We start from the raw sequence: 22,414 nt of genomic DNA on the forward strand, positions 1-22,414 counted from the left end.
TCAATGGCTCGTCCTCGCGCGTTCGAAGAAAGTGAAGTGCTCGATCGCGCAGCGGACGTATTCGGTCGCCGGGGCTACGACGGCTCGACCATGGCGGAACTGACGGCCGCAATGGGCTTGAACTCTCCCAGCATCTACGCGGCTTTCGGAAGCAAGCGCGGGCTTTTCGACGCCGTTCTCAGGCGCTGTAGCGCTCGCGAGGACGAGCACTGGGAGTGGGCGCTCACAGCCCCCACGGCCGAAGAAGTCGTCAAGCGCTTGCTGACGACCTCGCCAGCGCAGGAGTCTAGCCGCATACTCGTTCATGCGGGCTTGGCGATGAGCAGTGAGAATGCCGACATTCCCGCTGCCCTGCTTCATCGCCGCCAATCGGCAGAACTGAAACTGCAAGACCGGTTCGAAGAGGCGAAACGGAGTGGCGAACTCCCTGTGGACGCTGATGCCTCAGGGCTGGCGAGCTATGTGACGTCGGTTCTCGGCGGCCTCGCCATGAAAGCCGCCGGCGGCGCGCCGCACGACGACTTGCGGGAGAGTGCCGAACAGGCGATGGCGGCCTGGCGGGCGATCAGCGACGTTGCGGCCGCCGCGAGCGCTTCAACGAAGGGGGCGGCACCGGCAGGCGAGCTAGGCCGCGATCCGCGAAGGTTCAATGCTGACACGGCACTTGATGCTGCCATGAAGGTCTTTTGGACCAAGGGTTTCGCGGGCGCATCGTTGAATGATCTCACTGAGGCTATGGGAATCACTCGACCCAGTCTCTACGCCGCATTCGGCAACAAAGAAGCATTGTTTTTCAAGGCCCTCGACCTCTATCAGGCACTTCGTAAAGACTACCTGACTGAAGCGCTCCAAGCTCCGACGGCACGAGGCGTTTTCGAAGCGCTGCTCAGGGGAGCGCTACGCGATCAACAGGCAGAGGGGCAACCGCGCGGCTGCCTCATGGTTCTTAACGCAATGCAAGGCGGTGATGAGGCGCAGCCCATTCGCAACGAAGTCCTCAGGCGCCAGGCCATCGGGCGCGACTTGCTCGCGGCCCGGTTTGAGCGGGCCAAACGCGACGGCGACCTGTTGCCGACCGTCAATGTCGAAGGTCTCGTGCGTTTTGTCCAAAGTCTGATGCACGGCATCCTCATGCAGGGAGGGGCCGGCGCAAGCCAACGGGAGCTTGAGGCGCTGGTTGAGAGCAGCTTGACCATGTGGACCGCATCCGCCGAATTACCGATCAGTAAAGATTAGGTTCAGCCAATCTGTCGAGATCTTTACCGATCGGTATCTTGTCCTTCTTTATCGGGGACTTGCAGGGATTGGAGTAGCCATCGTGGAGGCCACACACTCGCTGCGCTCACGATTTCCGTGAACCAAAGATGCGCGCAGCGACTGAACGGGTTCGTTCAACATCCTCGTCCGGCCTAACGGGTGCCCCCTACCCCCTCAGATAAATCGAGGCGCGGTCGAAGGCGAGGCCCGGGAAGACCTTGCCGGTCAGGTCCTCCGGCGTGACGCCGAACTGGCGGAACAGCATGGCGGCGGCCACTTCGCGCACGTCGCCGGTCGGCATCAGGTCGCGGCCGTCCAGCAGCTTGTCCTCGGCAAGGCCCGGCCACTGGCCCAGCACCTTGCCGCCCGGGAACCCGCCGCCGGCGATGATCGCCAGCCCGCCGGTGCCGTGGTCCGTGCCGCCGCTGCCGTTCTCGCGCGCCGTGCGGCCGAACTCGGTCAATGCCAGAACCACGGTCTGGCTCCAGGCTTCGGGCCCAAGCGTTTCCTTCAGCGTCGTGATCGCCGTCGCCAGATCACCGGCGGCGCGGGCGAACTGCGCCTTCTGGCCCGCATGCGTATCCCAGCCGTTGATGGAGAAGCTGGCGATCCGGTATTCGTTTTTCAGCATACCGCCGGCAAGCCGGGCGATATCCGCGACCTTGGCGCGCGCCCTGCCCCCGGAATTGAGGATATCGGCGGCGGCATCGGCATTCCTCGCCTCCGCAAGCGCGCGGGAAAAGGCTTCGTCCCCCGCATAGAGCTGTTCCAGGAAGGCGATCTCGTCGTCTGCAAGCGTGAAATCGGATTGCGCCGACCAGGAGTCGGCGGCGTTCGGGCCTGAGAGGATCAGTTCCATCGAGGTGCTGACGTCGATCGCCTTGCGCGCTTCCGAACGCGGGATCACCCCGATGGCGCGGTTCAGCCAGCCGCTGCGCTCGCCCTTGCCGTTGCCGCCGGTTTCCAGCATGTCCTGGCCGTCGAAATGGCTGCGCTGGTTGCGATAGGGCGTGGAGACCGCATGGGCGAAGGAAAGCTCGCGCGTCTGCCAGAGCGGCATCAGCGCCGAGGCGACGGGGTTGAGGCCGAAGAATCCGTCGAGATCGAGGAGCCCGGCATCGGGCGTCAGGCCGAGCTTCGGCCGCAGCGCCGCAAAGGCGGGATCGGCATAGGGCTGCACGAAATCGAGCCCGTCCATCGCGCCGCGGAGCACGATGGTCACGAAGCGGCGCTCTCCCGGCATGGCGGCGAAGGTCACCGGCGTCAGGACGGGGGCGGCGGCGGCGCAGCAGGCGCCGGCCAGAAAGCCGCGCCGGGACAGCAGGAATTTCTTGCTATCGGCCATTGGTCATCTCCTGTTGAACTCGGGCGAGGCGAACACCATGGTCAGCCCGTGCGCCCTGCTGGGCGCCTGTTCCACCAGCCGGATCGTATCCTCGCGCGCCGCATCGGCGAGCGCTGCCCGCAAGAGATCGGCCGGCTGCGCGCTGCGGCCGAGCGTTTCGGCCGCCATCCGCGCCCAGGCGATCCGCTCGCTCACCTGGCTCGGAGAGACCCAGGTGGCCGTATCGTCGGGAAAGCCCGCCGGGCTCGGCGGCTGCCAGACTGGCTGGCCCATGCGCCGGAGCGCGCCGATGGTCAAGGTACGCGCCAGCGACCGGCCCCGCTTGGCCTCGCCCTCGTCGGCCTGCGCCGCCATCGCGCCATCCTCTTCCTCGTCCTCTTCCGCTTCGGCCTCGCGCAGAAGCTCGGAGAAATCCTTGTCCGGCACGCCGAGCGCCCGGATGCCCGAGACGATGAATTCGAAGGGCTGCTTCACCTTGCGGCCCTCCTCCGTCCAGGCGCGGGGATGATCCAGCATGGCCCGGTAGACGTTCGTCAGGTTGCCGTCGCTCTCCGTCCACGCAGCAACCATGGGCTCGATCACTTCGGCCGGCGGATCGTCGGCGATGAAATGCGCCACCAGCTTGCGGCAGATGTGGCGCGCCGTCTGCGGATTGGCGGCGAGATCGTCGAGCATGGCGAGATGATCGTTCTCCGGCTGGCCTTCCTCGCCATAGGTCTTGCCGAGCAGCTTGATGGCGCCCGGTTCGGCGAGCCGGCGGCGATAGGTGACCTCCAGCGTGCGCGTGTCCACCGTCAGCCCGGTCAGGATCAGCGCGGCGGCGCGCACGTCGGCCTGCCCGTAGCCGCCGTCGGCGCCGAGCGTGTGCAGTTCCAGCAGCTCGCGGCCGAGATTCTCGTTCAATCCCCGTTCCGTCTTCTGGCCCACCGGCGATTCCGGGCCGACGGAGCGGTTCTGGTCGAGATAGATCAGCATGGCCGGATGCAGCACGGCCGCATGCAGAAGATCGCGGAAGCTTCCGCCCACGTTCGGGCGGATCGCCTCCACCTCGTGCAGCGGCACGACCATCCGCATCAGGAAGGATTTCGCGGCGCTGGTGGCGAAATGTCCGGCCCAGAAGGCGGCCAGCCTCTCATAGAAGCCATAGGGGGAATCGACCGTCTGGGCGATCCGCGCCATCGCGTCGCGCTGGTAGATCTGCTGGGCCTCGCGCTGCGTCTCGCGGCGCAGGTCGGGATTGGGCTTGCCCCCTTGAGCGGCCTTCGCCTCGGCCGCCCGCACCGACAGGATCTTGCCTATCGTCTCGCGCCGGCCGGTTAAGCCTTCCCGCGGAAAACGCGGCTTTTCGGCCAGGCCCTGGCGCACCTGCTTCATGAGGTCGTCAGGACCCGCTACCGGGTCTTCGCCGGCGCGGAGGCCGTAGCCGTAGCGGATCGCCGCCATGGTCGGGACGGTAAGCCCCATCGATGTCACCTGTCTATTTTTATTGCCAGAGAATACGAGTTCGCGGAGGGTTAAGGATTGCGGAGGAATGTGGCAGAAGCCTTGGCTAAATGTGGCTATTTTGCGGCATCAAGCAATTGTAACCGACCGTAACAAATCGAAAGGCGAAAATTGGGCGGGGAAGCGCTTTTGCAAATTTCCCGCCTTGGCCGCACTACACCGGAGCCATGGCGCGGCGCAACTGCGGCCCCCCGTCAAACCGCAATTTCGTTTCCCTTTTGTACCTGTTTTGTGACCTCACCCTCTTCCCTTTCCCCGCGACTATCTCCATATTTGCGGCATGGCCAGATCTCCGAAGAAATCCCCAGCCTCGAACGGTTTCGAGGAAGCCCCGCAATCGTCGTTTGAAGGCGCTCCCCTGTCCGGATCGGTATCCGACTGGGTGAAGCAGCTCGAGGCCGAAGCGGAAGCCTCATCGGTCGAGACGCAGCGCGAAATCGCGTCGAAGGCGGGCAAGCACCGCAAGAAGATCGAGATCGAGGCGCGCGAGGAAGCCATCAAGCAGGCGGCCAAGGACGCGGCGAAGTCCAAGCCTAAAACGGCAAAGAACACCACCGCCTCCAAGACCGCCCGCGGCGTGTCGATCGGCGCTTCCTCCGACCCGAAGACCCGCGCCGCCGCCGGCCTGAACCCGGTCGCCGGCATGGATGTGTCGCTGGAGGATGCCGGCAGCCTTGCCACCGGTTCGGTCACTGCCACGGTCGAGGCGCTGTCGGCGCTGATCGAATCGGGCAATCCGCTGTTCAAGGATGGCAAGCTGTGGACGCCGCACCGACCGCATCGTCCGGAAAAGTCGGAAGGCGGCGTCACCATCCGCATGGCCTCCGATTACCAGCCGGCCGGCGACCAGCCGACCGCCATCCGCGACCTCGTCGAGGGCATCAACAACAACGAACGTAGCCAGGTCCTGCTCGGCGTCACCGGCTCGGGCAAGACCTTCACCATGGCCAAGGTGATCGAGGCGACCCAGCGCCCGGCGGTCATCCTCGCGCCCAACAAGACGCTCGCCGCCCAGCTCTATTCGGAGTTCAAGAACTTCTTCCCCGACAATGCGGTGGAATATTTCGTTTCCTATTACGACTATTACCAGCCGGAAGCCTATGTGCCGCGCTCCGATACCTTCATCGAGAAGGAATCGTCGATCAACGAGCAGATCGACCGGATGCGCCATTCCGCCACCCGCTCGCTGCTGGAGCGCGACGACTGCATCATCGTCGCCTCGGTCTCCTGCATCTACGGTATCGGCTCGGTCGAGACCTATACGGCCATGACCTTCCAGATGTCGGTCGGCGACCGGCTGGACCAGCGCCAGCTGCTGGCCGATCTCGTGGCCCAGCAATACAAGCGCCGCGACATGGATTTCACCCGCGGCTCGTTCCGAGTCCGCGGCGATACGATCGAAATCTTCCCGGCCCACCTGGAAGACGCGGCCTGGCGCATTTCCATGTTCGGCGACGAGATCGACGCGATCACCGAGTTCGACCCGCTGACCGGCCAGAAGACCGGCGACCTGAAATCGGTCAAGATCTACGCCAACTCGCACTACGTGACGCCGCGCCCCACCCTCAACGGCGCCATCAAATCGATCAAGGAAGAGCTCAAGCACCGGCTCGCCGAACTGGAAAAGGGCGGCCGCCTCCTGGAAGCGCAGCGGCTCGAACAGCGCACCCGCTACGATATCGAAATGCTCGAGGCGACCGGCTCCTGTGCCGGCATCGAGAACTATTCGCGCTATCTCACCGGCCGCAATCCCGGCGAACCGCCGCCCACCCTGTTCGAATACATCCCCGACAACGCCCTGCTGTTCATCGACGAAAGCCACGTCTCCGTCAGCCAGATCGGCGGCATGTACCGGGGCGATTTTCGCAGAAAAGCGACGCTTGCCGAATACGGTTTCCGCCTGCCCTCCTGCATGGACAACCGCCCGCTGCGCTTCGAGGAATGGGATGCCATGCGGCCGCTCACCATCGCCGTTTCGGCCACCCCCGGCAATTGGGAGATGGAACAGGCTGGCGGCGTCTTCGCCGAACAGGTGATCCGCCCGACCGGCCTCATCGACCCGCCCGTCGAGGTCCGCTCCGCCCGCTCCCAGGTGGACGACGTGCTCGGCGAGATCCGCGAGACCGCCGCCAAGGGTTATCGCACGCTCTGCACCGTGCTCACCAAGCGCATGGCGGAAGACCTCACCGAATACCTGCACGAACAGGGCATTCGCGTCCGCTACATGCACTCGGACATCGACACGCTGGAGCGCATCGAGATCATCCGCGACCTCCGCCTCGGCGCCTTCGATTGCCTCGTCGGCATCAACCTCCTGCGCGAGGGCCTCGACATTCCCGAATGCGGCTTCGTCGCCATCCTCGATGCCGACAAGGAAGGTTTCCTCCGCTCCGAAACCTCGCTCATCCAGACGATCGGCCGCGCAGCGCGTAACGTCGACGGCAAGGTCATTCTCTATGCCGACAACATCACCGGCTCGATGCAGCGCGCCATGGACGAGACCGCGCGCCGCCGCGAGAAGCAGATGGAATACAACATCGCCAACGGCATCACGCCGGAATCGGTAAAGGCCCGCATTTCCGACATCCTCGACAGCGTCTACGAGCGCGACCATGTCCGCGCCGACATTTCCGGCGTCTCGGGCAAGGGCTTTGCCGATGGCGGCCACCTGGTCGGCAACAACCTGCAGACCCATCTCAACGCGCTGGAAAAATCCATGCGCGACGCCGCCGCCGATCTCGATTTCGAAAAGGCCGCCCGCCTGCGCGACGAGATCAAGCGCCTCAAGGCCGCCGAACTGGCGGTCATGGACGACCCGATTGCCAAGCAAGAGGCGGCGAGTGCCGAAGGCACGAGGGGGAGCCGAAAAAATGAGGAGGCGCGCGCTGTCGAGGGCAGCAACAAGAAGAGCAAGGGTGCCGCGGGCTCAGCCAACTCCCTCCCCCTTGTGGGGAGGGTTGGGGAGGGGAAAGCCACGATCGAGACCCCTCCCGGTCCTTCGGACCACCCTCCCCACAAGGGGGAGGGTTTGGGAGCCCGCGGCTCCCTCTTCGCCAAACCCTCTTTGGACGACATGGGCCGCGACATCGCCGAACCCGCCCGCCCGTCCTCGGGCTCGACCCGGGGATCACTCTTCCGCAAGAACACGCTGGACGAAATGACCGTCGGCCGCACGGAAAAGCCGGTCACCGGCAAAATACCGCCGAAGCCGGTTGGCACGACGGGCTCCCTCCCCCCTGTAGGGAGGGTTGGGGAGGAGTCCAGCGACTCCTCCTCGGACCTGACCCGAGAACCCAGCGACGACCCTCGCCCCATCGCCCGCGGCAAGATCGGCGCGGGCTCCTACGAAGACCCCGGCGAGCAGAAGCGCAAGGGCCGGACGAAGGGCAAGACAGGACGGCCGGGGCGGTAGTAGTAGCGCCCTTGACTGGGGGACAAGGGGCCTCTCTCCTCTTGGAGGCCACCCGATGACGGCGGCGTCATCCTCGGGCTTGACCCGAGGATCTACTGACGATTCCCGCCTCGTTCATCGCCCGCGGCAAGATCGGCGCGGGGTCCTACGAAGACGCCGGCGAGAAGCGCAAGGGGCGGACGAAGGGCAAGACGGGAAGACCGGGGCGGTAGTCACAAGCCCCCTCTTCACAAGCCGCAGGTTACCCCCTCACCCCGCCTCCGCTTCGCTCGGCGACCCTCTCCCCATGGGGAGAGGAGAATCGAGAGCGTCGCGGCGCACTCCTATCTTCTCCCCTCGGGGAGAAGGTGGTCCGAAGGACCGGATGAGGGGGGGTAGATAAGACCTAACGATATATTATTCGGCGTACTTCTTCGCCGTCAAACGAAGTCGGTCGCTATACTCGTAAATTTGGTCAAGACTGTCGACGATCAATCGCTCTTCAGTCTCGCCGTCGAACAGTCCAATGTATTTCACCGATCTGTTGAACCAAAGACGAGCTAACGGCTTGCGATTGTTATTATCGATTAGAATTCCGCAATACGATTTCTGATCTCTCATCACCACCCGTTTTGGACTAATGGTATCGCGAACGATCGCTTTCACGATCATGTATCCTTCACGCTCCTCTTCCGAGGTGACAACCTCCGGCTCCTCTTCAACAGGTTCGTCGATTTGCTCGATAACCTGCTCTGTATCGGCCAGCGCACTGGAAAGGCGGCTTTTAACCGTATCCATGACAACTTCGCGGAATGCAGTTCGCACTACACCGGTAAACATCTCCCGCGCCTGAGAAGTCATTCTTCCCTCATAGACACCGGACGATACCATCCTTACGAACTCCTCGGATGGCTCCTCAATAAGTTTGGCAATGATCTGCTTTACTCCGGAGGTATATTTTAGACGTTCGGCGGTGGCCAAAATTGCCGTTACGTCAAACGATCCCTTTTCGAACTTTTTAAGCTCGGAAAGAATACCCGAATTAAAATCGGTAACATCGAAAACGAAGAAAGGCCTCGTATCGAGTTTGTTGGGCGCCTCAAGATCGGTGTAGAAATTAAAAGTTCGGCCGTTCGTCAATATCGCAAACTTAGCAGAGGTAACGCTGAATTATCTATAAAGTTGATCTAGATGCTTCTTATCAAGCGCGACCGAAATAGGTTTGCACTCTATTAAAATACGAATTTCATTTTGAATATTAATTGCGTAATCTACCTTTTCTCCTTTTTTCCCAACCGCATCCGCCGTAAATTCAGGAACCACTTCGGTGGGATCAAAAACATCATATCCCAACGCCCGTAGAAATGGGAGAACAACCGCGGTTTTGACAGCCTCCTCCGTTGCCATCGTACTGGAATGTGATTTCACGCGTTCAGCAATCGCGCGCAGGCTTTCTTCAATATTGCTCATGATTCCCTTACCCGTTATTGGAGCAAGTTGTCTTAACCCACACCCATCGTCAAGAGTTTCACGCGCCTCCCTCCTGCGGAATACACCTACACAGAGGCGCAGTACAATCTGACTCCCCACCCCCGCTAACTCTCCATCAACCCACCCTCCGCTATATCTCCGCCACGCATCGCGAAAGGAGAGACGGATGGCGCTGATCGGCTTCAAGAACACTCACAATCAGGATGTCTTCATCAATCCCGCGCAGGTGCTCTATGTCACGCCCTTCGAGGAGGGCGTCTCGATCGTCGCCATGGCCATTACCAGCACGGGCGGCAAGCCGCATGCCCTCTATGTCCGCGGCAGCGCCGAACTCGTCCAGCAGAAGCTGAGCGTCGCGCTGCGCTGATGCATGTCGCGCAAAGGCATGCCGCGGTTTTGCGATAACGACATGCATAAAACAGAGGCTTGAAGCGCGGGACGGATCTTGAGGATTGCGACGCGCTCTAGCCGTTCCAGCGCCCAGAACCGGCTTTCGGCCCTCAACGCCCAGCCCTTCACATTCGACCAGCCTTCCGCCCGCCCTGCCCAAAGCGGGGACGATCCCGCGCGGTCTCGCCTTTCCAATCAGGCACTTGCGGGAAATTTCATCCTCTTTCATCCCCGCTCACCGAACCCGTGCCTACAATTGCCCCGTTCCGTCACGGATACACCGGGAGGCGTCCCGGCGAGGCGGAACCGGCGCGGGTCATGAGGGTGGGACGCAAAACCTCATGATCCGGGTTCGCGGAAAATGGTCTCCCTCCGGCGACACGGGGGAAGCGAGGGGATTTCGGACCGATCTTCTTGCTTCTGATGCCCGAAAGAGCGCGCCGGGCGTGCCTGTGCGGCACACATGGTGGCGGCAGTGAATGGGTGGCGCGGGTGGTCCGTCCGGAAACGGCAAATCCCTCGCCTTAATTTCCCTTGCGCGGCCACGGCAGAGAGATCGAAGTCGCGGGCATAAACCGCCGAACGGGGCGCTGAGAGGTGTCACCTAAACTAAAACTTACGAGGCAGCTTTCAGCGCCCCGTCCGAACCTCGTCTTCGGGTTAAGCCCGAGGATCACCCGAGGAGAGTTCACACCACGGCGAGAGATCGCGCGTGAGCGATGGCGTATGCCGGTGCGGCACTTTCCCACCTCCCCCTTGAGGGGGGAGGTCGCGCGGGACGCGCGGGTGGGGGTGAAAACCGGATCGCCTAGCCCTGTCACCCCACCCCGGAGCTTTGCTCCGACCCTCCCCCTCAAGGGGAGGGTGAACCCGGAGCCCCCCATGCCAGAACCAACACCCCTCCCCGTCAATACCCGCCTGATGTCGCGCTGCGCCGAGATGCTCGCCCTGCCGCATGCGGTCTGCCGGCGCCGCCAGTGCCACCGGAAAAACGCATGCTACTGGCATTTCAGGAAGAGCGGCGAGCCCTGCTGCCTGCGCAACCTCACCGGCCCGCAGCGCGCCGCCTTCGATGCAATCTACGCGGAGGCGATTGCCGTGCTGCGCCAGGTCCGCGCCTCGCAGCTGCCGGATTTCGCCCCGCCCGATCCGGAACGCCGCGCCCTGCAGGATGCGGCGATCGAGCTCGTCCGCGCAGAACTGCCGGCGGAGTACCGCCCGAGTTTCGAGGAATGGCGGCGGAGGCGGGAGACGGGCCATCCTTGATAAGGCAGCGACCGGCCCCTCGCTTTCGCTCCGGGCGTTCGTCGCTGCAATCGATTCACTGGATCGATTGCTCCGCTGCGCGGACCGCTCCTCACCCCGCGAGCTTCGTCTCAACAGCCTTCGGGTCGGAGCCGAGGTCCACCGCGGCGAAGGCGGCTTCGATCACCTCCGGCCCCGCTCCCGGCCTGGTCGCCTCGGCGGAAAGGATCTGACGGAAGCGGCGCACGCCGGCAAAGCCCTGGAACAGGCCCACCATGTGGCGCGTCACGTGGTTCAGCCGCCCGCCGGACGCCATCACGCCTTCCGCATAGGCCATCATCGTGTCGCGGAGCGCCAGCCAGTCGATGTCGTCGGGGGTTCGAGTCGCTCTCCCGCTACCATTCATCATGTCGTCCACGCCCGCCAGCAGTCCGGCATTCTGGTAGGCGGCGCGGCCGAGCATCACCCCGTCCATATGGGCGAGGTGTGCGGCCGCCTGGTCCAGATCGGCGATGCCGCCGTTGATGCCGAGGAAGACGGATGGGTTCTCGCGCTTCATGCGGTGGACGAGGTCGTAGTCGAGCGGCGGGATTTCGCGGTTCTCCTTCGGCGAAAGCCCCTGCAGCCAGGCCTTGCGGGCATGCACCCAGACCGCGTCGGCGCCGGCGGCGATCATCCGGGCGAGGAAATCCGGCAGCACCGTTTCCGGCTCCTGGTCGTCGACGCCGATGCGGCATTTCACCGTCACCGGCACGCTCGCGACCCGCCGCATCGCCGTCACGCAATCGGCCACCAGTTGCGGCTCGCGCATCAGGCAGGCGCCGAATGTGCCGCTCTGCACCCGGTCGGAGGGGCAGCCGACATTGAGGTTGATCTCGTCATAGCCGTAGTCGCCGGCGATCCGCACCGCCTCGGCGAGCTTTGCCGGGTCCGATCCGCCGAGCTGGAGGGCCACCGGATGCTCCTCCGGCGAGAAGGACAGGAGCCGGTCGCGCGGGCCGTGGATGATCGCATCCGCCACGATCATCTCGGTATAGAGCAGCGCACGCTTCGTCAGCTGCCGGTGAAGAAACCTGCAGTGCCTGTCCGTCCAGTCGATCATCGGGGCCACGGCGAAAATCTTTGAATTAGTCTGCAACGCTTTGCTATACGAATTCAATGCCTTACGTTCCATTCTTGTCAATTCTTGTCATTCTGTTTCCGTGCTACTGGTACGACTTTTTCAGCCTGTTGCATCCATTTTCAGGGTGAAGTACAACATGTCGTACTAGAAAAACGGAAGTTGTACCGCCATGGGCACCATCACCGCGAGGAAGCGTAAAGACGGCAGCACGGGTTTTACCGCGCAGATCGTGCGAAAGAAAGGCGGCGCGATCGTCTGGCGAGAGGCAAAAACGTTCGACACGAAGCGGGAAGCCAATTCGTGGATGGTCTTCCGTGAAGACGAACTTGATAAACCTGGGGCACTGGATCGCGTGACCGCCGGGCGCACCACACTTGCCGACGCGATCGACCTCTACGTGAAGGAGAGGAAAGAAATTGGCCGGACGAAGGCGCAGTGCCTTCGCTCCATCAAGAAGTACAAGATTGCGTCTATGGACTGCAGTGCGATCAAGTCGAGCGATATTGCAGCTTTCGCCCGTGAATTGCTTGCCGGAGGTAGGAAGCCGCAAACAGTCGGCAACTACGTCTCACACCTATCCGCAGTCTTCAAGGACGCGAGGGTCCTATGGGATATCCCGCTCGACTACCAGGCGATGCGAGATGCGCAGGCGGCACTAACCCGGCAGGAGACAATATCGAAGTCTGCAAAGCGGGACCGCCGCCCTTCCCTCTCTGAACTCGATCTCTTGATGCAGTACTTCGTTGAGCGCCAGGCCCGCGCTCCGCAATCGGCGCCGATGCATAAGATTATTGCCTTCGCCCTCTTCAGTACTCGTCGGCAGGAGGAAGTTACCACTCTTAAGTGGGCGGACTTGGATGAGCAGCATAGCCGCATCTTGGTTCGCGACATGAAGCACCCAGGGCAGAAGAAGGGGAATGATGTTTGGGTTGAGCTTCCGCCTGAGGCACTGGCAATCATCAAGTCAATGCCGCGCAAAAATCCGGAAATATTCCCCTACACGACAGATGCCATCGGCGCGGCCTTCACGCGCGCGTGCCAGTTCCTTGGTATCAATACCGAACAGATGCCCGACGAGGACCGGCTACATTTCCATGACCTCCGGCACGAAGGAGTGTCGCGCCTTTTCGAGATGGGGCGCACCATTCCGCTCGCCGCCTCCGTCTCTGGCCACCGATCGTGGGCCAGTCTCAAGCGATACACGGACATCCGTCAGACCGGTGATAAATATGAAAATTGGAAATGGCTGCCTGTCGTGACTGACACAGTTTGACAAACGCCAATGTAACCGCCCTCCTCTTCCAAGTCGTTGTTGCTGACATCAACTGAAAGAAGGAGAAAAAATAATGACTGAGAAGATGACAACAGACCAAGCAGCCGCATACATCTGCAAGTCGGCAAGCTGGCTCCATAAATCCCGAATGACGGGAACCGGCCCGGTTTACCTCAAGATCGGCGGCGCCGTCCGCTATCTCGTTTCCGATCTCGACGCTTGGCTAGCTGGCACTCGCCGCACCGGTGTCTATGCTCACTGCAACGATAATGAACGTGCGAGGTCGGTGGCGTGAAGATGGTCAACTACAAGCAGCAGAAGACGGTGGAGATCATCGAGGACGCCATCCGCTTCGCCGAAGCGTTCAAGGAAGAACGTCGGGCTGCTGCGGAACGTATCGCCTATCTTCAAATTCGATGTGACTTGCACCCGCCGCGCGTTCCTCCCTCCCCTTGACCGCTCCATTTCGCGTTATTAGGTTCTATCTGCGGCCTCACCATCCGCGACCACCACAGAGGAGACATGCAAAGCTGCCGCCGGCACGATGCCGGCCGGCGATGGTCGCCTATGGTAGTGGTGGAATATGGATCAATCTCGACAGCAGAAAGCCGCTCAAATTTACGCCAGGTCGGCGCTGCCGCTAGACCCAGAAAAGGGCTGGCAACGTGAAGATGTCCAGGTCGCCTTCGTGGCCGGCATGGAAGACCGCGGTATCGCACGACTCCTCAGCCTGCCTGAGGTCGCGGAGATTCTAGCGGTATCCGCCTCGGTCATTCGCGATCTGGTGAAGTATGGTGAGCTCGCCTACGTTCACGCCGGGAGAGGCACCGAGCGAAAACATCTGACCTTCAGTGTCGCCGAGATAGAAGGCTTCATCAAGCGGCACACCGAGCGCCAGCACTACGTCCTCGGCGCTAAGACCCTTCGCCACGGAACACGCAAGCGGGCGCACGAACTCGCAGTCGAGCGAGCCACCACAGGCAACAAAGATTGGTTCGCAAGGACTCGAGCCGAGTTGAAGGCAAAGAAGAAATGACCGCGGTCCTCGACAAGATCTACACCGCCGATGAGGCCGCTGAGCGTCTTCGGCTTACGAACCGCGCTGTTATCAAGATCGCTCGCCAGTACGGCTTATGTTCGCGGCGAGGCCGGAACTACCTCTTCTCCGAGGCTGATCTGTTGGAACTTTGGGAGGTAATGCGCGAGAAGGCGACGGAGCCTCGGCGGCCCACGGTCAAGGCTGCACCCGCTAGAGACTTCTTCAAAGATAATTTCTGGCACTTTAGTCCGTCTGTATCCGTAGATCGGCGCGAGATGGAGGTTCTCCGTTCGTTGAATAGTCAAAAGGTGCCTCACAGCCACAAGCAGATCGAGCGAGCCGGTCCACGCACAATAGAGTTTTTTCTAAAACAAGGCTTCGTGATGGAAGTCGACCGTGACGAAGATGGAGACTCGATCGTTGCCATCACAGATAAAGGGCGCGAGCAAATCGCAGTTGTCGACAGATGGATCGATCACCGCGTCAAGCATGGAAAAAGCGCAGGTACCTGGGCAAGGCACCTAAAGCTGAAGAAATGACCTATTTAATTGGTCAACGCCAGCGGAAGGTAGCGAGAGCCGCACTGACATTCAAAAGTCAACAAGATCATCGATAAAGACGTCGCGCCGGCTTTCCTCTTCCATTTTCGCAATATGTCGATCTAGCTCGTTCACCCGCCTGTTGAACAAGTCTGCGAGCCCCTTGAGATAGTCTCGAGTAATTCCCACGATACGGCCATTCTGATCTCGGCCATTTCGGTGAACACACGCATGACGGATTTTGGTAGCCTCTATTGCTTTGTCGCGGGCGCTCTTGTCCGAAGGGAGAAAGTGGAGGTCAATTGCCGCTCTGAGCATTCCATTGACATGTTCAAAGCGATGGAATTGTGTTCTTCGAAGCTTTGCAACCACCAACTCACGAACGAAATTAGGATTTTCGGCTACTGAAACTAAGGAGACTTGCTCACTCTTAAGGTCTGGGTGCCACCTGATGATTGATTTCAGCACCGCGTCTTTTTGGTGAGCGAGGCCAACGACAGCATCTGATAAATAGGCCTCCAGGATCGAGAATAGTTGAACTAGAAGCATCCTGTTTCTTCCGGACGTTTCAGAAGCCTCGCCGAGCTCATTCAATAGCTTTCTCCATTCGGAAATCGCATCGGTGTAGTTGCTGTAAGGATGTGCCTCCGGTTCAAGCTCCTCCAGCCATTCATCTTCTCGGTAGTCATGATGCGTTATCTCAACGATCGTATTCGGATCGCCAGAGATATGGCCACTCCAGTGCAGCAAATGCGCCGTGACGGTGACATCGCTGCTCTGCCCGCAACTTTCACACTCAACCTCAAGCACAGTAGAAACTTCGACATTTTCGCCGTCTGCCGACAAGTTGGGATGCGGCAGATTGACCGTCCATGCCTCGCATGGGTCTCCGCAGACAGGACACCTATAAAGAAGCTGAAACTCTTCTTTGATTTCCATTCTTGCCCCCCCAAAGAGTTTTCGCCCGTTTTCTTCTTAAGTACTCGTCAGGCCATTGAGAAGCCGCTTTCAAAGGGCGAACAGAGTTTGGTGCCAGATGGCGGTCGAGATACCGCTGCAGGAGCTGATTGAGGATGCGGTGAAGGCGGGATGGGAGGAGACGGAGGTCATCACCGCCGTCATCGAGGTCGCTGACAGCCTCATGCTCGCCGCCGGTTCGAATGCAGAGCTGGAGGCGCTGCTGCATGCGCTGAAGCGGAAGCTAGAATGATGGGGGCTGCTTTGCCCCAGAAGCGGTCCTTCTAAAGCATGCAAACCCGAAAGTGGCCATTCGCGTACCCAAGAAATTCTGATCGATGATATCGGTACAACCTCAGACAAAATGCGTCAAAACCCGCTGTAGGTCTGTCTCATCAGCTTCAAGCCTGCTTACGTCACCCGTCTCGTCCAAGCTTTAGGTTATACAATTCCGTCTGTGTGGATGAGATAAGGTCCTGAGACGGCGTCCATCCGAAGGCGTCAAAGAACTCAGCTATCATGGAAAGAGAGATGTCCTTTGGATCTCCAAGCAATAGGTCTGATGTCCGTATGGACCTCTCAACCGTAATGCTTTCCGCACTGGTGACCATTGGAGACAGGAAATCCAACCGCATTGGGTCCTCAACCCAGAGTCTTCGCCCCCGTGAGTTACCCAGTACGACATGAATTGTCGCACCTTCTTTGTACAATCCTGCCGCTCGTAGACGGTGGGCAAATTCGGTGACTTCAGTAACCGTGTACATGAAGCTGCCAACCGCAAGGACTGGCCCTTTCGGCACATTGCCCTCCTTACTAAGGCCCTCACGGAGGGCCTTGTAGTGCAGGAACTGCCCGCTTTTATACATACGCCAGAATTCGACATGGTGGTACCAATCACACCAGTCTTGGGCATATTCCGCATGGTGTTCGTACCCGCCATGCTTGTCGTTCCGTGCCGCAATGTGAGGGTAGTCCCAACCGCGTAGCGATACGCTTGCGTTTTTTACCACCTCGCGTGCGGTCACGACCGTTAAGGACTCAGGGATCACGGTCGGGCGGATCACCACACGGACGAAACCGGCAGCCTTTATCTTTTCCAGTAGGCCAACGCGCATCATAAGCCGCCAAGCTCCTTGTCGAAAATCTCCGCCATCTTGGCAGCTAGAGCGGATGGGCCGGGGGGCGCGGCAGCTTCAACGGCCTTGGCCTCCAGGCCCAAATTTTGAAAGTGCCGCATCGTCTGGATTGCTGCGCGTTCGATGATATCGCGCATGTCGTTTGCATCGCTGACACGGGCACTCTTGGGTCGTCCGGTTTTGCTGCGGTAATAGAGTGCTCCGGCTTGCAACTCGTTTCTGGCGCCGCCATCTTTCGCGCAGATTACGGGTGTTTTTTCAAATGGCGCGACAGTGATTACTACAAAATACAGTCCAGACGCGTCGGGTACTTTATCAACCGAAAAGGAGACGTGCGGGTCGGCGAAAACGCCTACTCTGTCCATCATGGTGTCGGGGATGAAGCTATCAAGTTGCTCTGGGGTCATCCCCTGTCGCTCTAAGGTCTCGTCTTCAATCCCTATCACGATTCGCCCACCATCCTGGACGTTCGCCATAGCAAGGATGTCTTTGATTAGCCCCACTTCCCAACCCATCGCGCCTTTGAACTCAAGGCTGTCGCTCTCCTGCGCACCCTGTATCAGTTCCTCGAGTTCTTCAGTGGTCACTTCCTGGCAGCCCCGCAAGCAGATAGCTGAACTGTTGCTCGAAAAGGTCTGTCGGCGCAAGAGGACATTCGGTCATCAAACGAGCAGTTCGCCATCATCACGGATGGGTACCGGGCGCTTGGTCATGCCTGATGTTACATCAGCGAGTTCTTAATAACATTCATCATTGACTCATCGCATCGAATGAGAACATAATCAGAACATCGGAGCCGCAATGCGGCGGCGCTCCCTATGAAAAATACAAAAGAAGAACGCGCGAAAAGCGCGAAGGAGAAGTCGTGTCCGAAGCCGAGAGGCCTAGAAAACTGGTTTCGCTGAGAGACGTGCCGGAGGAGATAATCGAGATTGCCTGCACGCAATGCGACTTTCGGCAGGAGATGTCAAAGGCTGAACTTCTTAAGACCTGCTCGCCTGATGTGCTGCTTGAAGTCCTCGTCATGACCGCAACGAAGGACTGCGATCATCGACGCGCCTATGGGAACCAGCCGCCGTGTGGCGTCTATACGGATCAGGTGCGCAGCGCCGAGGCGGCTATTCTGCAGAGAAGGGAGAGCGAGCGAAGGGAAAGAGAGGAAGCAGCCCGCCGACGCGCGGAAGAGGAAGGCCGCCTGGGCGAGCGTGTGAAGAACGCCGCAATTCGGGTCAGCGACTACAATGGTTGGATGGGCTGGCAGAAAATCCCAGAAGGATCGAAGCCTCGATACCGCTGGCAACATAGCTGGGCGGAAGAAGAGCCGGAGGATTTCATCGGCCTCGACGGCACCCAGCCGATCGGCAGGGTCTTCCAGCTTGAGGCGGCGGCCACCAGCAAGGATATCTGGTTCTGGATTTTGTACGGCGTCGAAGGGTGTCGTCGGAAGCGCCCAGGAAAGGGCAGCGGTTGGGAGGGTTCGCGGCTAGACGCCATGTGCCGGGTCGAGCAGCTCTATGAAGAAATGAACAGCAAACGATATGCCTAGCGTCGAATACAAGGGCTTTGCCCATCCCGCACGGGAAGCCCAGATACCCAGACTGACCGATGCGCATATGCTGGGCCAGTATGTGAAGATCACCTGCCGCTGGTGCAAGATCACGAGGACGTACCGCCCGTTGGACATTCTGAAGCTCGTGGGCGATGTTCATGTCCTGAAGCTCCAGCACCGGTTCCGATGCGAGAAGTGCGACCGGAAGAACTACATGGAGGTGGAGTTCAAGAGCGTGATGGGTAGCGAGATCGTCGGCATGCAGATCCGCGAGCTCGTGGAAATCAGGATGGTGAAAAAGCCGATCTGGCGCGACAGGAAGCTTTAAGGGGAGAAGAGCGGAATGTGCAATCTCTACAACGTCTCGACCAACCAGGAAGCCATTCGGAGGTTGACGAAGTCATTCGACCACCTGGGCAACCTGCAGCCGTCTCTGGACGTCTACCCGGACCAGATGGCGCCGATCGTCAGGAACAACGGCGGCGAGCGCGAAGCGACATGGGTGAGATGGGGAATGCCGAGCTCGCAAAAGGCGCTCATGGACGCGGCGAGCAAAAGGGCCGGCAAGCTGCGGGCCAAGGGCAAGGACGTGGATTTCAACGAGCTGCTGAAGATGGAGCCCGACCGCGGCACGACGAACATCCGCCGCGTCGATAGCAAGCATTGGCGCCGGTGGCTCGGAGAGGGAAACCGCTGCGTGGTCCCGTTCACCCGATTTGCCGAACCCGATCCGGCCAGTGCCGGCGGTGGCCGCATTCCGAACGCATGGTTTGCCGGCGACGAGAGCGAGCCGCTGATGTTCTTCGCCGGGATATGGGTGAAGGATTGGGAATGCGTCCGCAAGGTCAAGGACGGACTGATCACGTGCGATCTGTTCGGCTTTCTGACGACGGACCCGAATGGCGTCGTCGGTCCTATTCACCAAAAGGCAATGCCGGTGATCCTTCGGAACGAGGATGAGATCGAGACCTGGCTGTCAGCGCCCTGGGAAGAGGCGGGAAAGCTACAAAGGCCCCTGCCCGATGATGACCTGGTTCTGCTGCCGAAACGCGAGGAAGAGGCACCGGAGCCGCAAGGCTTGCTGCTGTAGCCGTCCACAAGGAGAAGCGCGATGCAGATCGACATCGAGACTGCGGAACGACAAACCAGAGAAACAAAAATCCGCTATCGTCGCCTCATGGAGCGGCTCTCGACCATGAAGCGGCCGGACCGCGAAGTAGATGTAGAGATGGCGGCGTTGATCGGCCGCAAGAAGGTGGAGCAGCGCGAGGATGGCGAATGGTACGCGGACGGGAAAGTCATTCCCCGCTACACGGCCTTTCGCGAAGCTGCTCTTGCCTTGTGGTGGGAGTGCTTCCCCGCCGATTGGGATGAACCGCCGGACGATGCCGACGCCATAGAAATCTGTTGGTGGAACGCCCAGGAAACCGAATACTAAACGCAGGAGACCAGCAGCATGGCCGACGAAGGACGCACAAGCCAACCGGAATCATCGGTTCACGTAAACCATTATTGCTGCATTGAAGGATGTGGGGAGTGGGGAGGCTTTGGCTTCGCCAGGACCAGGGCGGAGCCGGTCACATGGTGGTGCTATGAGCACTATCCGCAATGGGATGAGATCAAGAGAAACGCTCGGGCATCCACCCGCTAGCGCAGATGGAAATGGAAGCGGCAGGCTACCGCTCCCCTCTCCTGATGATCCGGTCAATCTTCCGCTGATCGGCCGGCGTGGCACCACGAGCCCCTCAGAGGTCAGTCCCCACCACCCGCCGCAGCCCCGATACACTTTTCGGCGCCGAAGTCCCACAAGCCGTGAGGACAAACGTCGAAATCACCACGAGCCCGATCCGAAGCGTCACCTGCTTCATTGTTCTGCCTTTCGATGGATAGACGAGCCTCGTCATCGGCCTGTTTCCAGGACCAGCCACCGATGAATACGAGGATGAGGAGGATACCGAAGGCACCAAGAATGCGGGGCGTAGAAGTCATCACGCCCTCAGCTTCCGATAGATGCCATAGAGGGTCAAAACAACAATTATCACGGCGATGGCAATCCGGGTAAGATAAGGAGCGAGAGCCCGACCTCACGCGAATGATGCGGTCGCCCCACCCCGGAAACCTCCAGAAGCTTGAATTGTTAGGGGTAAGAGGAGGTGCGCTATGGGATTAAACAGCTCCCAATATTGGATGCAGTATCTCGCCCTCAGGGACGGCAAGTCCGCCGGCTTTCCGCTTCACAAGGAACTGGAGCAGGAGGGCGGAACGAGTTCTAAACCTCTCGAAATCCCCTCTTCTAAGGAAGGGAACGAAGAGAAGGATGCCCCGACAGAACTGCATTAGGTGAGTCGGCTATTTCCTAAATCCGGCATTTTGCCGGCACTAATCATTGTTGGAGGCGGAGCCGCCGGCATGCCCTGTCCCGTTTGCAATGACCAGAAGGAGCCCGACGCGTCGCGCGTGTTTCGGTCGGTGATTAAGGTGGCGGGGAAGAGGGTGAGTTAGCCCCTGGTCGTCCGCCTCGGTGCGTTCTCGTAGAGACGATCAAGCCGTTCGTGGACGCCGTCGATACGGTTTCCGACACTCTCGATGGCTCTAAGCAGTTGCGTGGTCTGTTCGGCTTGGCTGGCCTTGGTTGCGAACGTTTCGGCAGCATGCAACTTATGAGCCGCAAGGTCTTGCGCCACCTTCTCCGTGTCCTTGCGGTTCGCCGTGAGCTTGCCGTCGAGGTACTTCCAGACACCGAAGATCGAGCCGAATACGGTGATGAAGAAACCGACGACGTACATCAGTTCGGCGCCCGTCATGCGAACGCCCCCATGCCAATCGCGAGGCTGAACAGGTGCCAGCGCAACGCTGCTTTGAATTTGGTCACTTGCCGCCCTCCCCGCGAAGCGCGTTGTCTCGATCGATGATGAAATCCCGGAGCGCCAGATGCCGGCGGTAGCAGGCCAGCAGCGCCTCACGGTCGGTTATCCAGAGGTCTTCGGCCTGCTCCTGCGTCAGCGGCTCGGTGCCAAGGTCAGCGGGCCGTGCGCACGCCTTGAGAAGCGCGCTGTCCGGCCTCGCAATCTGCGGCGGTTTCACCGGGCTAACGGACTTTGTTGATGCGCTGCACGCTGCCAGAGCCAAGGGCAGCGCGGCCAGCATCAGGATCTTGCTGAGCTTCACGCCGCAGTTCCTTTCTCAGTTTGGTGATTTCGTCTTCTTTGGCGGCGAGATCGGCCAGCGCGTCGGCTTCCCGCTTCTTCGCGGCGTTGTTCGCGATGGCCTGCCGACGCTGCTCATTGGCATCGGCCTCAGCCGCCGCGGCGCGCTCCCGGTCATAGACGGCGGTGGCTGCGGCATAGCCACGGTCGTAAACCGTGTCGTAGGCCCACCACGCGGCCAGGAGAACGAGGGAGCCCGCCAGCGCGTAGCGAGCTGCCTTGGTGGCTAGGAGGGAGAGCATCACGAGACACCCTGCAGGCAGACCTTGAGTTCGGCCGCGCGCCGATTCACGAGACCCTTGACCACCTTGCCGCCGGCACGGTTGAACCGGGTCCAGGCGTGGCAGCTTTCCTTGATCTTGCCTTCGCGGGCCAGCCTTGCCGCCGTGGAACTGCAGGCCGCACCAACGCCGACGTTATAGGCTACCGAGATGGAGGCAGCCTTCCAGCCTGCCGGCTTCTGGTCGAAACCGGAGATGCACTGGGTCAGCGGCCGGTAATAGTCGTTTACGACGCGCACCAGCAGCTTGTCCTCGCATTCCTTCTTGGTGAAGGTCATGCCGGGGCGAATGCCCTTGGTCTCGCCGTAGCATGCCGTCCACACACCGACGATGTCAGGATAGGAGCGAAGCTCCAGGCCTTCCCACGGCTTGATGAGGGCGGAGATGGATAGCAAAACGGCGGCCGTTGCGCCGCCGATTGCCTTCTTATTTATGGTCATTGGTAACTCCTTGGGAGAGAAGTCTTGCGCCCCACGCAGCCGCCAGCAGCGCGATGGTCACCCACCACGGGAGGAAGTCAGCGAAATACGGGACGACGTTGAGAACTAGGTCGGCGATCGCCGCCGCCTCGATAAGGCGAAGCGACCAGGCGCGCTTGGCTATGCCGCGCCAGTCAGGGAGGAGGTGCATGATTCTCGCGATGTTGAAGGAACGTTGAAGAGGATGCGATGTTTGGACGCCATCGCACC

General features: G+C 60.4%; 27 protein-coding genes and 1 pseudogene. 15 read left to right on the forward strand and 13 right to left on the reverse strand.

The features are described from left to right. The first annotated feature begins 3 nt into the window (after nt 1-3). On the forward strand, nt 4-1,236 hold the full coding sequence (locus YH62_RS29300; RefSeq protein WP_082118206.1) for a TetR/AcrR family transcriptional regulator: 1,233 nt from the start codon (nt 4-6) through the stop codon (nt 1,234-1,236). A 187-nt stretch (nt 1,237-1,423) separates the two neighbouring features. On the opposite strand, the gene YH62_RS01850 is transcribed toward YH62_RS29300, so the two are convergent. Together YH62_RS01850 and YH62_RS01855 are read right to left on the reverse strand one after the other, a co-directional pair. Then, nucleotides 1,424-2,602: a DUF1501 domain-containing protein gene (locus tag YH62_RS01850; RefSeq protein ID WP_046792440.1), complete on the reverse strand. Its 1,179-nt coding sequence runs from the start codon at nt 2,600-2,602 to the stop codon at nt 1,424-1,426. A 3-nt stretch (nt 2,603-2,605) separates the two neighbouring features. Next, nucleotides 2,606-4,066 (reverse strand): DUF1800 domain-containing protein, encoded by a 1,461-nt coding sequence (locus YH62_RS01855; protein ID WP_046792441.1) that lies wholly within the window; start codon nt 4,064-4,066, stop codon nt 2,606-2,608. Between the two features lie 319 nt (nt 4,067-4,385). On the opposite strand from YH62_RS01855, the gene uvrB reads away from it, so the two are divergent. Beyond that, on the forward strand, nt 4,386-7,517 hold the full coding sequence (uvrB, locus tag YH62_RS01860) for an excinuclease ABC subunit UvrB (protein WP_046792442.1): 3,132 nt from the start codon (nt 4,386-4,388) through the stop codon (nt 7,515-7,517). 396 nt (nt 7,518-7,913) lie between these two features. Here the strand turns inward: uvrB and YH62_RS01865 are convergent. Then, nucleotides 7,914-8,966: pseudogene (locus tag YH62_RS01865) on the reverse strand (type I restriction enzyme HsdR N-terminal domain-containing protein). A gap of 187 nt (nt 8,967-9,153) precedes the next feature. Here YH62_RS01865 and YH62_RS01870 point away from each other — a divergent pair. Both YH62_RS01870 and YH62_RS01875 read left to right on the forward strand, forming a co-directional pair. Then, nucleotides 9,154-9,354 carry a hypothetical protein gene (locus YH62_RS01870; RefSeq protein ID WP_046792443.1) on the forward strand — a complete coding sequence of 67 codons (201 nt, stop codon included), beginning with the start codon at nt 9,154-9,156 and terminating at the stop codon, nt 9,352-9,354. Nucleotides 9,355-10,259: 905 nt separating this feature from the next. Beyond that, a complete protein-coding gene (locus YH62_RS01875) occupies nt 10,260-10,643 on the forward strand; it encodes a hypothetical protein (RefSeq protein WP_156176914.1) in 384 nt (127 codons plus the stop codon). A 91-nt stretch (nt 10,644-10,734) separates the two neighbouring features. Here the strand turns inward: YH62_RS01875 and dusA are convergent, their stop codons facing one another. After that, a complete protein-coding gene (gene dusA, locus YH62_RS01880; protein WP_082118207.1) occupies nt 10,735-11,796 on the reverse strand; it encodes a tRNA dihydrouridine(20/20a) synthase DusA in 1,062 nt (353 codons plus the stop codon). Between the two features lie 118 nt (nt 11,797-11,914). Here dusA and YH62_RS01885 point away from each other — a divergent pair, with 118 nt between their 5' ends. From YH62_RS01885 to YH62_RS01900, 5 genes are all read left to right on the forward strand, one after another. Beyond that, nucleotides 11,915-13,018 carry a site-specific integrase gene (locus YH62_RS01885; protein WP_046792445.1) on the forward strand — a complete coding sequence of 368 codons (1,104 nt, stop codon included), beginning with the start codon at nt 11,915-11,917 and terminating at the stop codon, nt 13,016-13,018. A gap of 73 nt (nt 13,019-13,091) precedes the next feature. Continuing rightward, on the forward strand, nt 13,092-13,313 hold the full coding sequence (locus tag YH62_RS01890) for a helix-turn-helix domain-containing protein (RefSeq protein WP_052760321.1): 222 nt from the start codon (nt 13,092-13,094) through the stop codon (nt 13,311-13,313). Between the two features lie 2 nt (nt 13,314-13,315). Beyond that, nucleotides 13,316-13,474 carry a hypothetical protein gene (locus YH62_RS29950; RefSeq protein ID WP_156176915.1) on the forward strand — a complete coding sequence of 53 codons (159 nt, stop codon included), beginning with the start codon at nt 13,316-13,318 and terminating at the stop codon, nt 13,472-13,474. 127 nt (nt 13,475-13,601) lie between these two features. Further along, a complete protein-coding gene (locus YH62_RS01895) occupies nt 13,602-14,054 on the forward strand; it encodes a helix-turn-helix domain-containing protein (RefSeq protein ID WP_046792447.1) in 453 nt (150 codons plus the stop codon). After that, a complete protein-coding gene (locus YH62_RS01900; RefSeq protein WP_046792448.1) occupies nt 14,051-14,596 on the forward strand; it encodes a helix-turn-helix domain-containing protein in 546 nt (181 codons plus the stop codon). Before YH62_RS01895 ends, YH62_RS01900 begins: the two co-directional genes overlap by 4 nt. A gap of 51 nt (nt 14,597-14,647) precedes the next feature. Here YH62_RS01900 and YH62_RS01905 read toward each other — a convergent pair whose 3' ends face one another. Further along, nucleotides 14,648-15,535 (reverse strand): hypothetical protein, encoded by an 888-nt coding sequence (locus YH62_RS01905; RefSeq protein ID WP_046792449.1) that lies wholly within the window; start codon nt 15,533-15,535, stop codon nt 14,648-14,650. A 97-nt stretch (nt 15,536-15,632) separates the two neighbouring features. Between YH62_RS01905 and YH62_RS29955 the strand changes: the two genes are divergently transcribed. After that, nucleotides 15,633-15,806 carry a hypothetical protein gene (locus YH62_RS29955; RefSeq protein ID WP_156176917.1) on the forward strand — a complete coding sequence of 58 codons (174 nt, stop codon included), beginning with the start codon at nt 15,633-15,635 and terminating at the stop codon, nt 15,804-15,806. Between the two features lie 163 nt (nt 15,807-15,969). Here the strand turns inward: YH62_RS29955 and YH62_RS01910 are convergent, their stop codons facing one another. Both YH62_RS01910 and YH62_RS01915 read right to left on the reverse strand, forming a co-directional pair. Further along, complete coding sequence (locus YH62_RS01910; RefSeq protein ID WP_046792450.1) at nt 15,970-16,671, reverse strand: hypothetical protein; 702 nt, start codon at nt 16,669-16,671, stop codon at nt 15,970-15,972. Continuing rightward, nucleotides 16,668-17,276 (reverse strand): ATP-binding protein, encoded by a 609-nt coding sequence (locus tag YH62_RS01915; protein WP_245282025.1) that lies wholly within the window; start codon nt 17,274-17,276, stop codon nt 16,668-16,670. Before YH62_RS01915 ends, YH62_RS01910 begins: the two co-directional genes overlap by 4 nt. A gap of 278 nt (nt 17,277-17,554) precedes the next feature. Here YH62_RS01915 and YH62_RS29045 point away from each other — a divergent pair, with 278 nt between their 5' ends. The 4 genes from YH62_RS29045 to YH62_RS01935 are packed head-to-tail and all read left to right on the forward strand — an operon-like array spanning nt 17,555 to nt 19,676. Continuing rightward, complete coding sequence (locus YH62_RS29045) at nt 17,555-18,235, forward strand: hypothetical protein (RefSeq protein WP_052760322.1); 681 nt, start codon at nt 17,555-17,557, stop codon at nt 18,233-18,235. Then, nucleotides 18,228-18,566: a hypothetical protein gene (locus YH62_RS01925; RefSeq protein ID WP_052760323.1), complete on the forward strand. Its 339-nt coding sequence runs from the start codon at nt 18,228-18,230 to the stop codon at nt 18,564-18,566. The genes YH62_RS29045 and YH62_RS01925 overlap by 8 nt, the downstream gene beginning before the upstream one ends. A gap of 15 nt (nt 18,567-18,581) precedes the next feature. Further along, complete coding sequence (locus YH62_RS01930) at nt 18,582-19,328, forward strand: SOS response-associated peptidase (protein ID WP_046792452.1); 747 nt, start codon at nt 18,582-18,584, stop codon at nt 19,326-19,328. A gap of 21 nt (nt 19,329-19,349) precedes the next feature. Beyond that, nucleotides 19,350-19,676: a hypothetical protein gene (locus tag YH62_RS01935; RefSeq protein WP_046792453.1), complete on the forward strand. Its 327-nt coding sequence runs from the start codon at nt 19,350-19,352 to the stop codon at nt 19,674-19,676. Nucleotides 19,677-19,990: 314 nt separating this feature from the next. On the opposite strand, the gene YH62_RS30410 is transcribed toward YH62_RS01935, so the two are convergent. Beyond that, complete coding sequence (locus YH62_RS30410) at nt 19,991-20,227, reverse strand: hypothetical protein (protein WP_046792454.1); 237 nt, start codon at nt 20,225-20,227, stop codon at nt 19,991-19,993. Nucleotides 20,228-20,398: 171 nt separating this feature from the next. On the opposite strand from YH62_RS30410, the gene YH62_RS01945 reads away from it, so the two are divergent. After that, nucleotides 20,399-20,578 carry a hypothetical protein gene (locus YH62_RS01945; RefSeq protein ID WP_046792455.1) on the forward strand — a complete coding sequence of 60 codons (180 nt, stop codon included), beginning with the start codon at nt 20,399-20,401 and terminating at the stop codon, nt 20,576-20,578. 158 nt (nt 20,579-20,736) lie between these two features. Here YH62_RS01945 and YH62_RS01950 read toward each other — a convergent pair whose 3' ends face one another. The 5 genes from YH62_RS01950 to YH62_RS01970 all read right to left on the reverse strand — a co-directional run bounded on the left by YH62_RS01950 (nt 20,737) and on the right by YH62_RS01970 (nt 22,355). Next, complete coding sequence (locus YH62_RS01950; protein ID WP_046792456.1) at nt 20,737-21,042, reverse strand: hypothetical protein; 306 nt, start codon at nt 21,040-21,042, stop codon at nt 20,737-20,739. A gap of 64 nt (nt 21,043-21,106) precedes the next feature. After that, on the reverse strand, nt 21,107-21,322 hold the full coding sequence (locus tag YH62_RS01955; RefSeq protein ID WP_245282026.1) for an anaerobic dehydrogenase: 216 nt from the start codon (nt 21,320-21,322) through the stop codon (nt 21,107-21,109). Nucleotides 21,323-21,326: 4 nt separating this feature from the next. Next, the gene (locus YH62_RS29965) at nt 21,327-21,686 is read right to left on the reverse strand and encodes a hypothetical protein (RefSeq protein ID WP_046792458.1); all 360 of its coding nucleotides are present in this window, start codon (nt 21,684-21,686) and stop codon (nt 21,327-21,329) included. Beyond that, a complete protein-coding gene (locus YH62_RS01965; RefSeq protein WP_046792459.1) occupies nt 21,686-22,165 on the reverse strand; it encodes a lysozyme in 480 nt (159 codons plus the stop codon). Before YH62_RS01965 ends, YH62_RS29965 begins: the two co-directional genes overlap by 1 nt. Then, complete coding sequence (locus tag YH62_RS01970; protein WP_046792460.1) at nt 22,152-22,355, reverse strand: hypothetical protein; 204 nt, start codon at nt 22,353-22,355, stop codon at nt 22,152-22,154. The genes YH62_RS01965 and YH62_RS01970 overlap by 14 nt, the downstream gene beginning before the upstream one ends. Nucleotides 22,356-22,414 lie beyond the last annotated feature (59 nt).

It is taken from the genome of Rhizobium sp. LC145, from assembly GCF_001005825.1.
GTDB lineage: Bacteria > Pseudomonadota > Alphaproteobacteria > Rhizobiales > Rhizobiaceae > Neorhizobium.

Excerpts from the sequence above, each read along its gene's own strand:
- YH62_RS01885 (WP_046792445.1), top strand. The coding sequence starts at position 11,915 with ATGGGCACCATCACCGCGAGGAAGCGTAAAGACGGCAGCACGGGTTTT.
- YH62_RS01935 (WP_046792453.1), top strand. The coding sequence starts at position 19,350 with ATGCAGATCGACATCGAGACTGCGGAACGACAAACCAGAGAAACAAAA.
- YH62_RS29950 (WP_156176915.1), top strand. The coding sequence starts at position 13,316 with ATGGTCAACTACAAGCAGCAGAAGACGGTGGAGATCATCGAGGACGCC.
- YH62_RS01910 (WP_046792450.1), bottom strand. The coding sequence starts at position 16,671 with ATGATGCGCGTTGGCCTACTGGAAAAGATAAAGGCTGCCGGTTTCGTC.
- YH62_RS01965 (WP_046792459.1), bottom strand. The coding sequence starts at position 22,165 with ATGACCATAAATAAGAAGGCAATCGGCGGCGCAACGGCCGCCGTTTTG.
- YH62_RS30410 (WP_046792454.1), bottom strand. The coding sequence starts at position 20,227 with ATGACTTCTACGCCCCGCATTCTTGGTGCCTTCGGTATCCTCCTCATC.
- YH62_RS29965 (WP_046792458.1), bottom strand. The coding sequence starts at position 21,686 with ATGCTCTCCCTCCTAGCCACCAAGGCAGCTCGCTACGCGCTGGCGGGC.
- YH62_RS01855 (WP_046792441.1), bottom strand. The coding sequence starts at position 4,066 with ATGGGGCTTACCGTCCCGACCATGGCGGCGATCCGCTACGGCTACGGC.
- YH62_RS01850 (WP_046792440.1), bottom strand. The coding sequence starts at position 2,602 with ATGGCCGATAGCAAGAAATTCCTGCTGTCCCGGCGCGGCTTTCTGGCC.
- YH62_RS01870 (WP_046792443.1), top strand. The coding sequence starts at position 9,154 with ATGGCGCTGATCGGCTTCAAGAACACTCACAATCAGGATGTCTTCATC.
- YH62_RS01925 (WP_052760323.1), top strand. The coding sequence starts at position 18,228 with ATGCCTAGCGTCGAATACAAGGGCTTTGCCCATCCCGCACGGGAAGCC.
- YH62_RS01900 (WP_046792448.1), top strand. The coding sequence starts at position 14,051 with ATGACCGCGGTCCTCGACAAGATCTACACCGCCGATGAGGCCGCTGAG.
- YH62_RS01945 (WP_046792455.1), top strand. The coding sequence starts at position 20,399 with ATGGGATTAAACAGCTCCCAATATTGGATGCAGTATCTCGCCCTCAGG.
- YH62_RS01875 (WP_156176914.1), top strand. The coding sequence starts at position 10,260 with ATGCCAGAACCAACACCCCTCCCCGTCAATACCCGCCTGATGTCGCGC.
- YH62_RS01950 (WP_046792456.1), bottom strand. The coding sequence starts at position 21,042 with ATGACGGGCGCCGAACTGATGTACGTCGTCGGTTTCTTCATCACCGTA.
- dusA (WP_082118207.1), bottom strand. The coding sequence starts at position 11,796 with ATGGAACGTAAGGCATTGAATTCGTATAGCAAAGCGTTGCAGACTAAT.
- YH62_RS01895 (WP_046792447.1), top strand. The coding sequence starts at position 13,602 with ATGGATCAATCTCGACAGCAGAAAGCCGCTCAAATTTACGCCAGGTCG.
- uvrB (WP_046792442.1), top strand. The coding sequence starts at position 4,386 with ATGGCCAGATCTCCGAAGAAATCCCCAGCCTCGAACGGTTTCGAGGAA.
- YH62_RS29300 (WP_082118206.1), top strand. The coding sequence starts at position 4 with ATGGCTCGTCCTCGCGCGTTCGAAGAAAGTGAAGTGCTCGATCGCGCA.
- YH62_RS29955 (WP_156176917.1), top strand. The coding sequence starts at position 15,633 with ATGGCGGTCGAGATACCGCTGCAGGAGCTGATTGAGGATGCGGTGAAG.
- YH62_RS01970 (WP_046792460.1), bottom strand. The coding sequence starts at position 22,355 with ATGCACCTCCTCCCTGACTGGCGCGGCATAGCCAAGCGCGCCTGGTCG.
- YH62_RS01905 (WP_046792449.1), bottom strand. The coding sequence starts at position 15,535 with ATGGAAATCAAAGAAGAGTTTCAGCTTCTTTATAGGTGTCCTGTCTGC.
- YH62_RS01930 (WP_046792452.1), top strand. The coding sequence starts at position 18,582 with ATGTGCAATCTCTACAACGTCTCGACCAACCAGGAAGCCATTCGGAGG.
- YH62_RS01890 (WP_052760321.1), top strand. The coding sequence starts at position 13,092 with ATGACTGAGAAGATGACAACAGACCAAGCAGCCGCATACATCTGCAAG.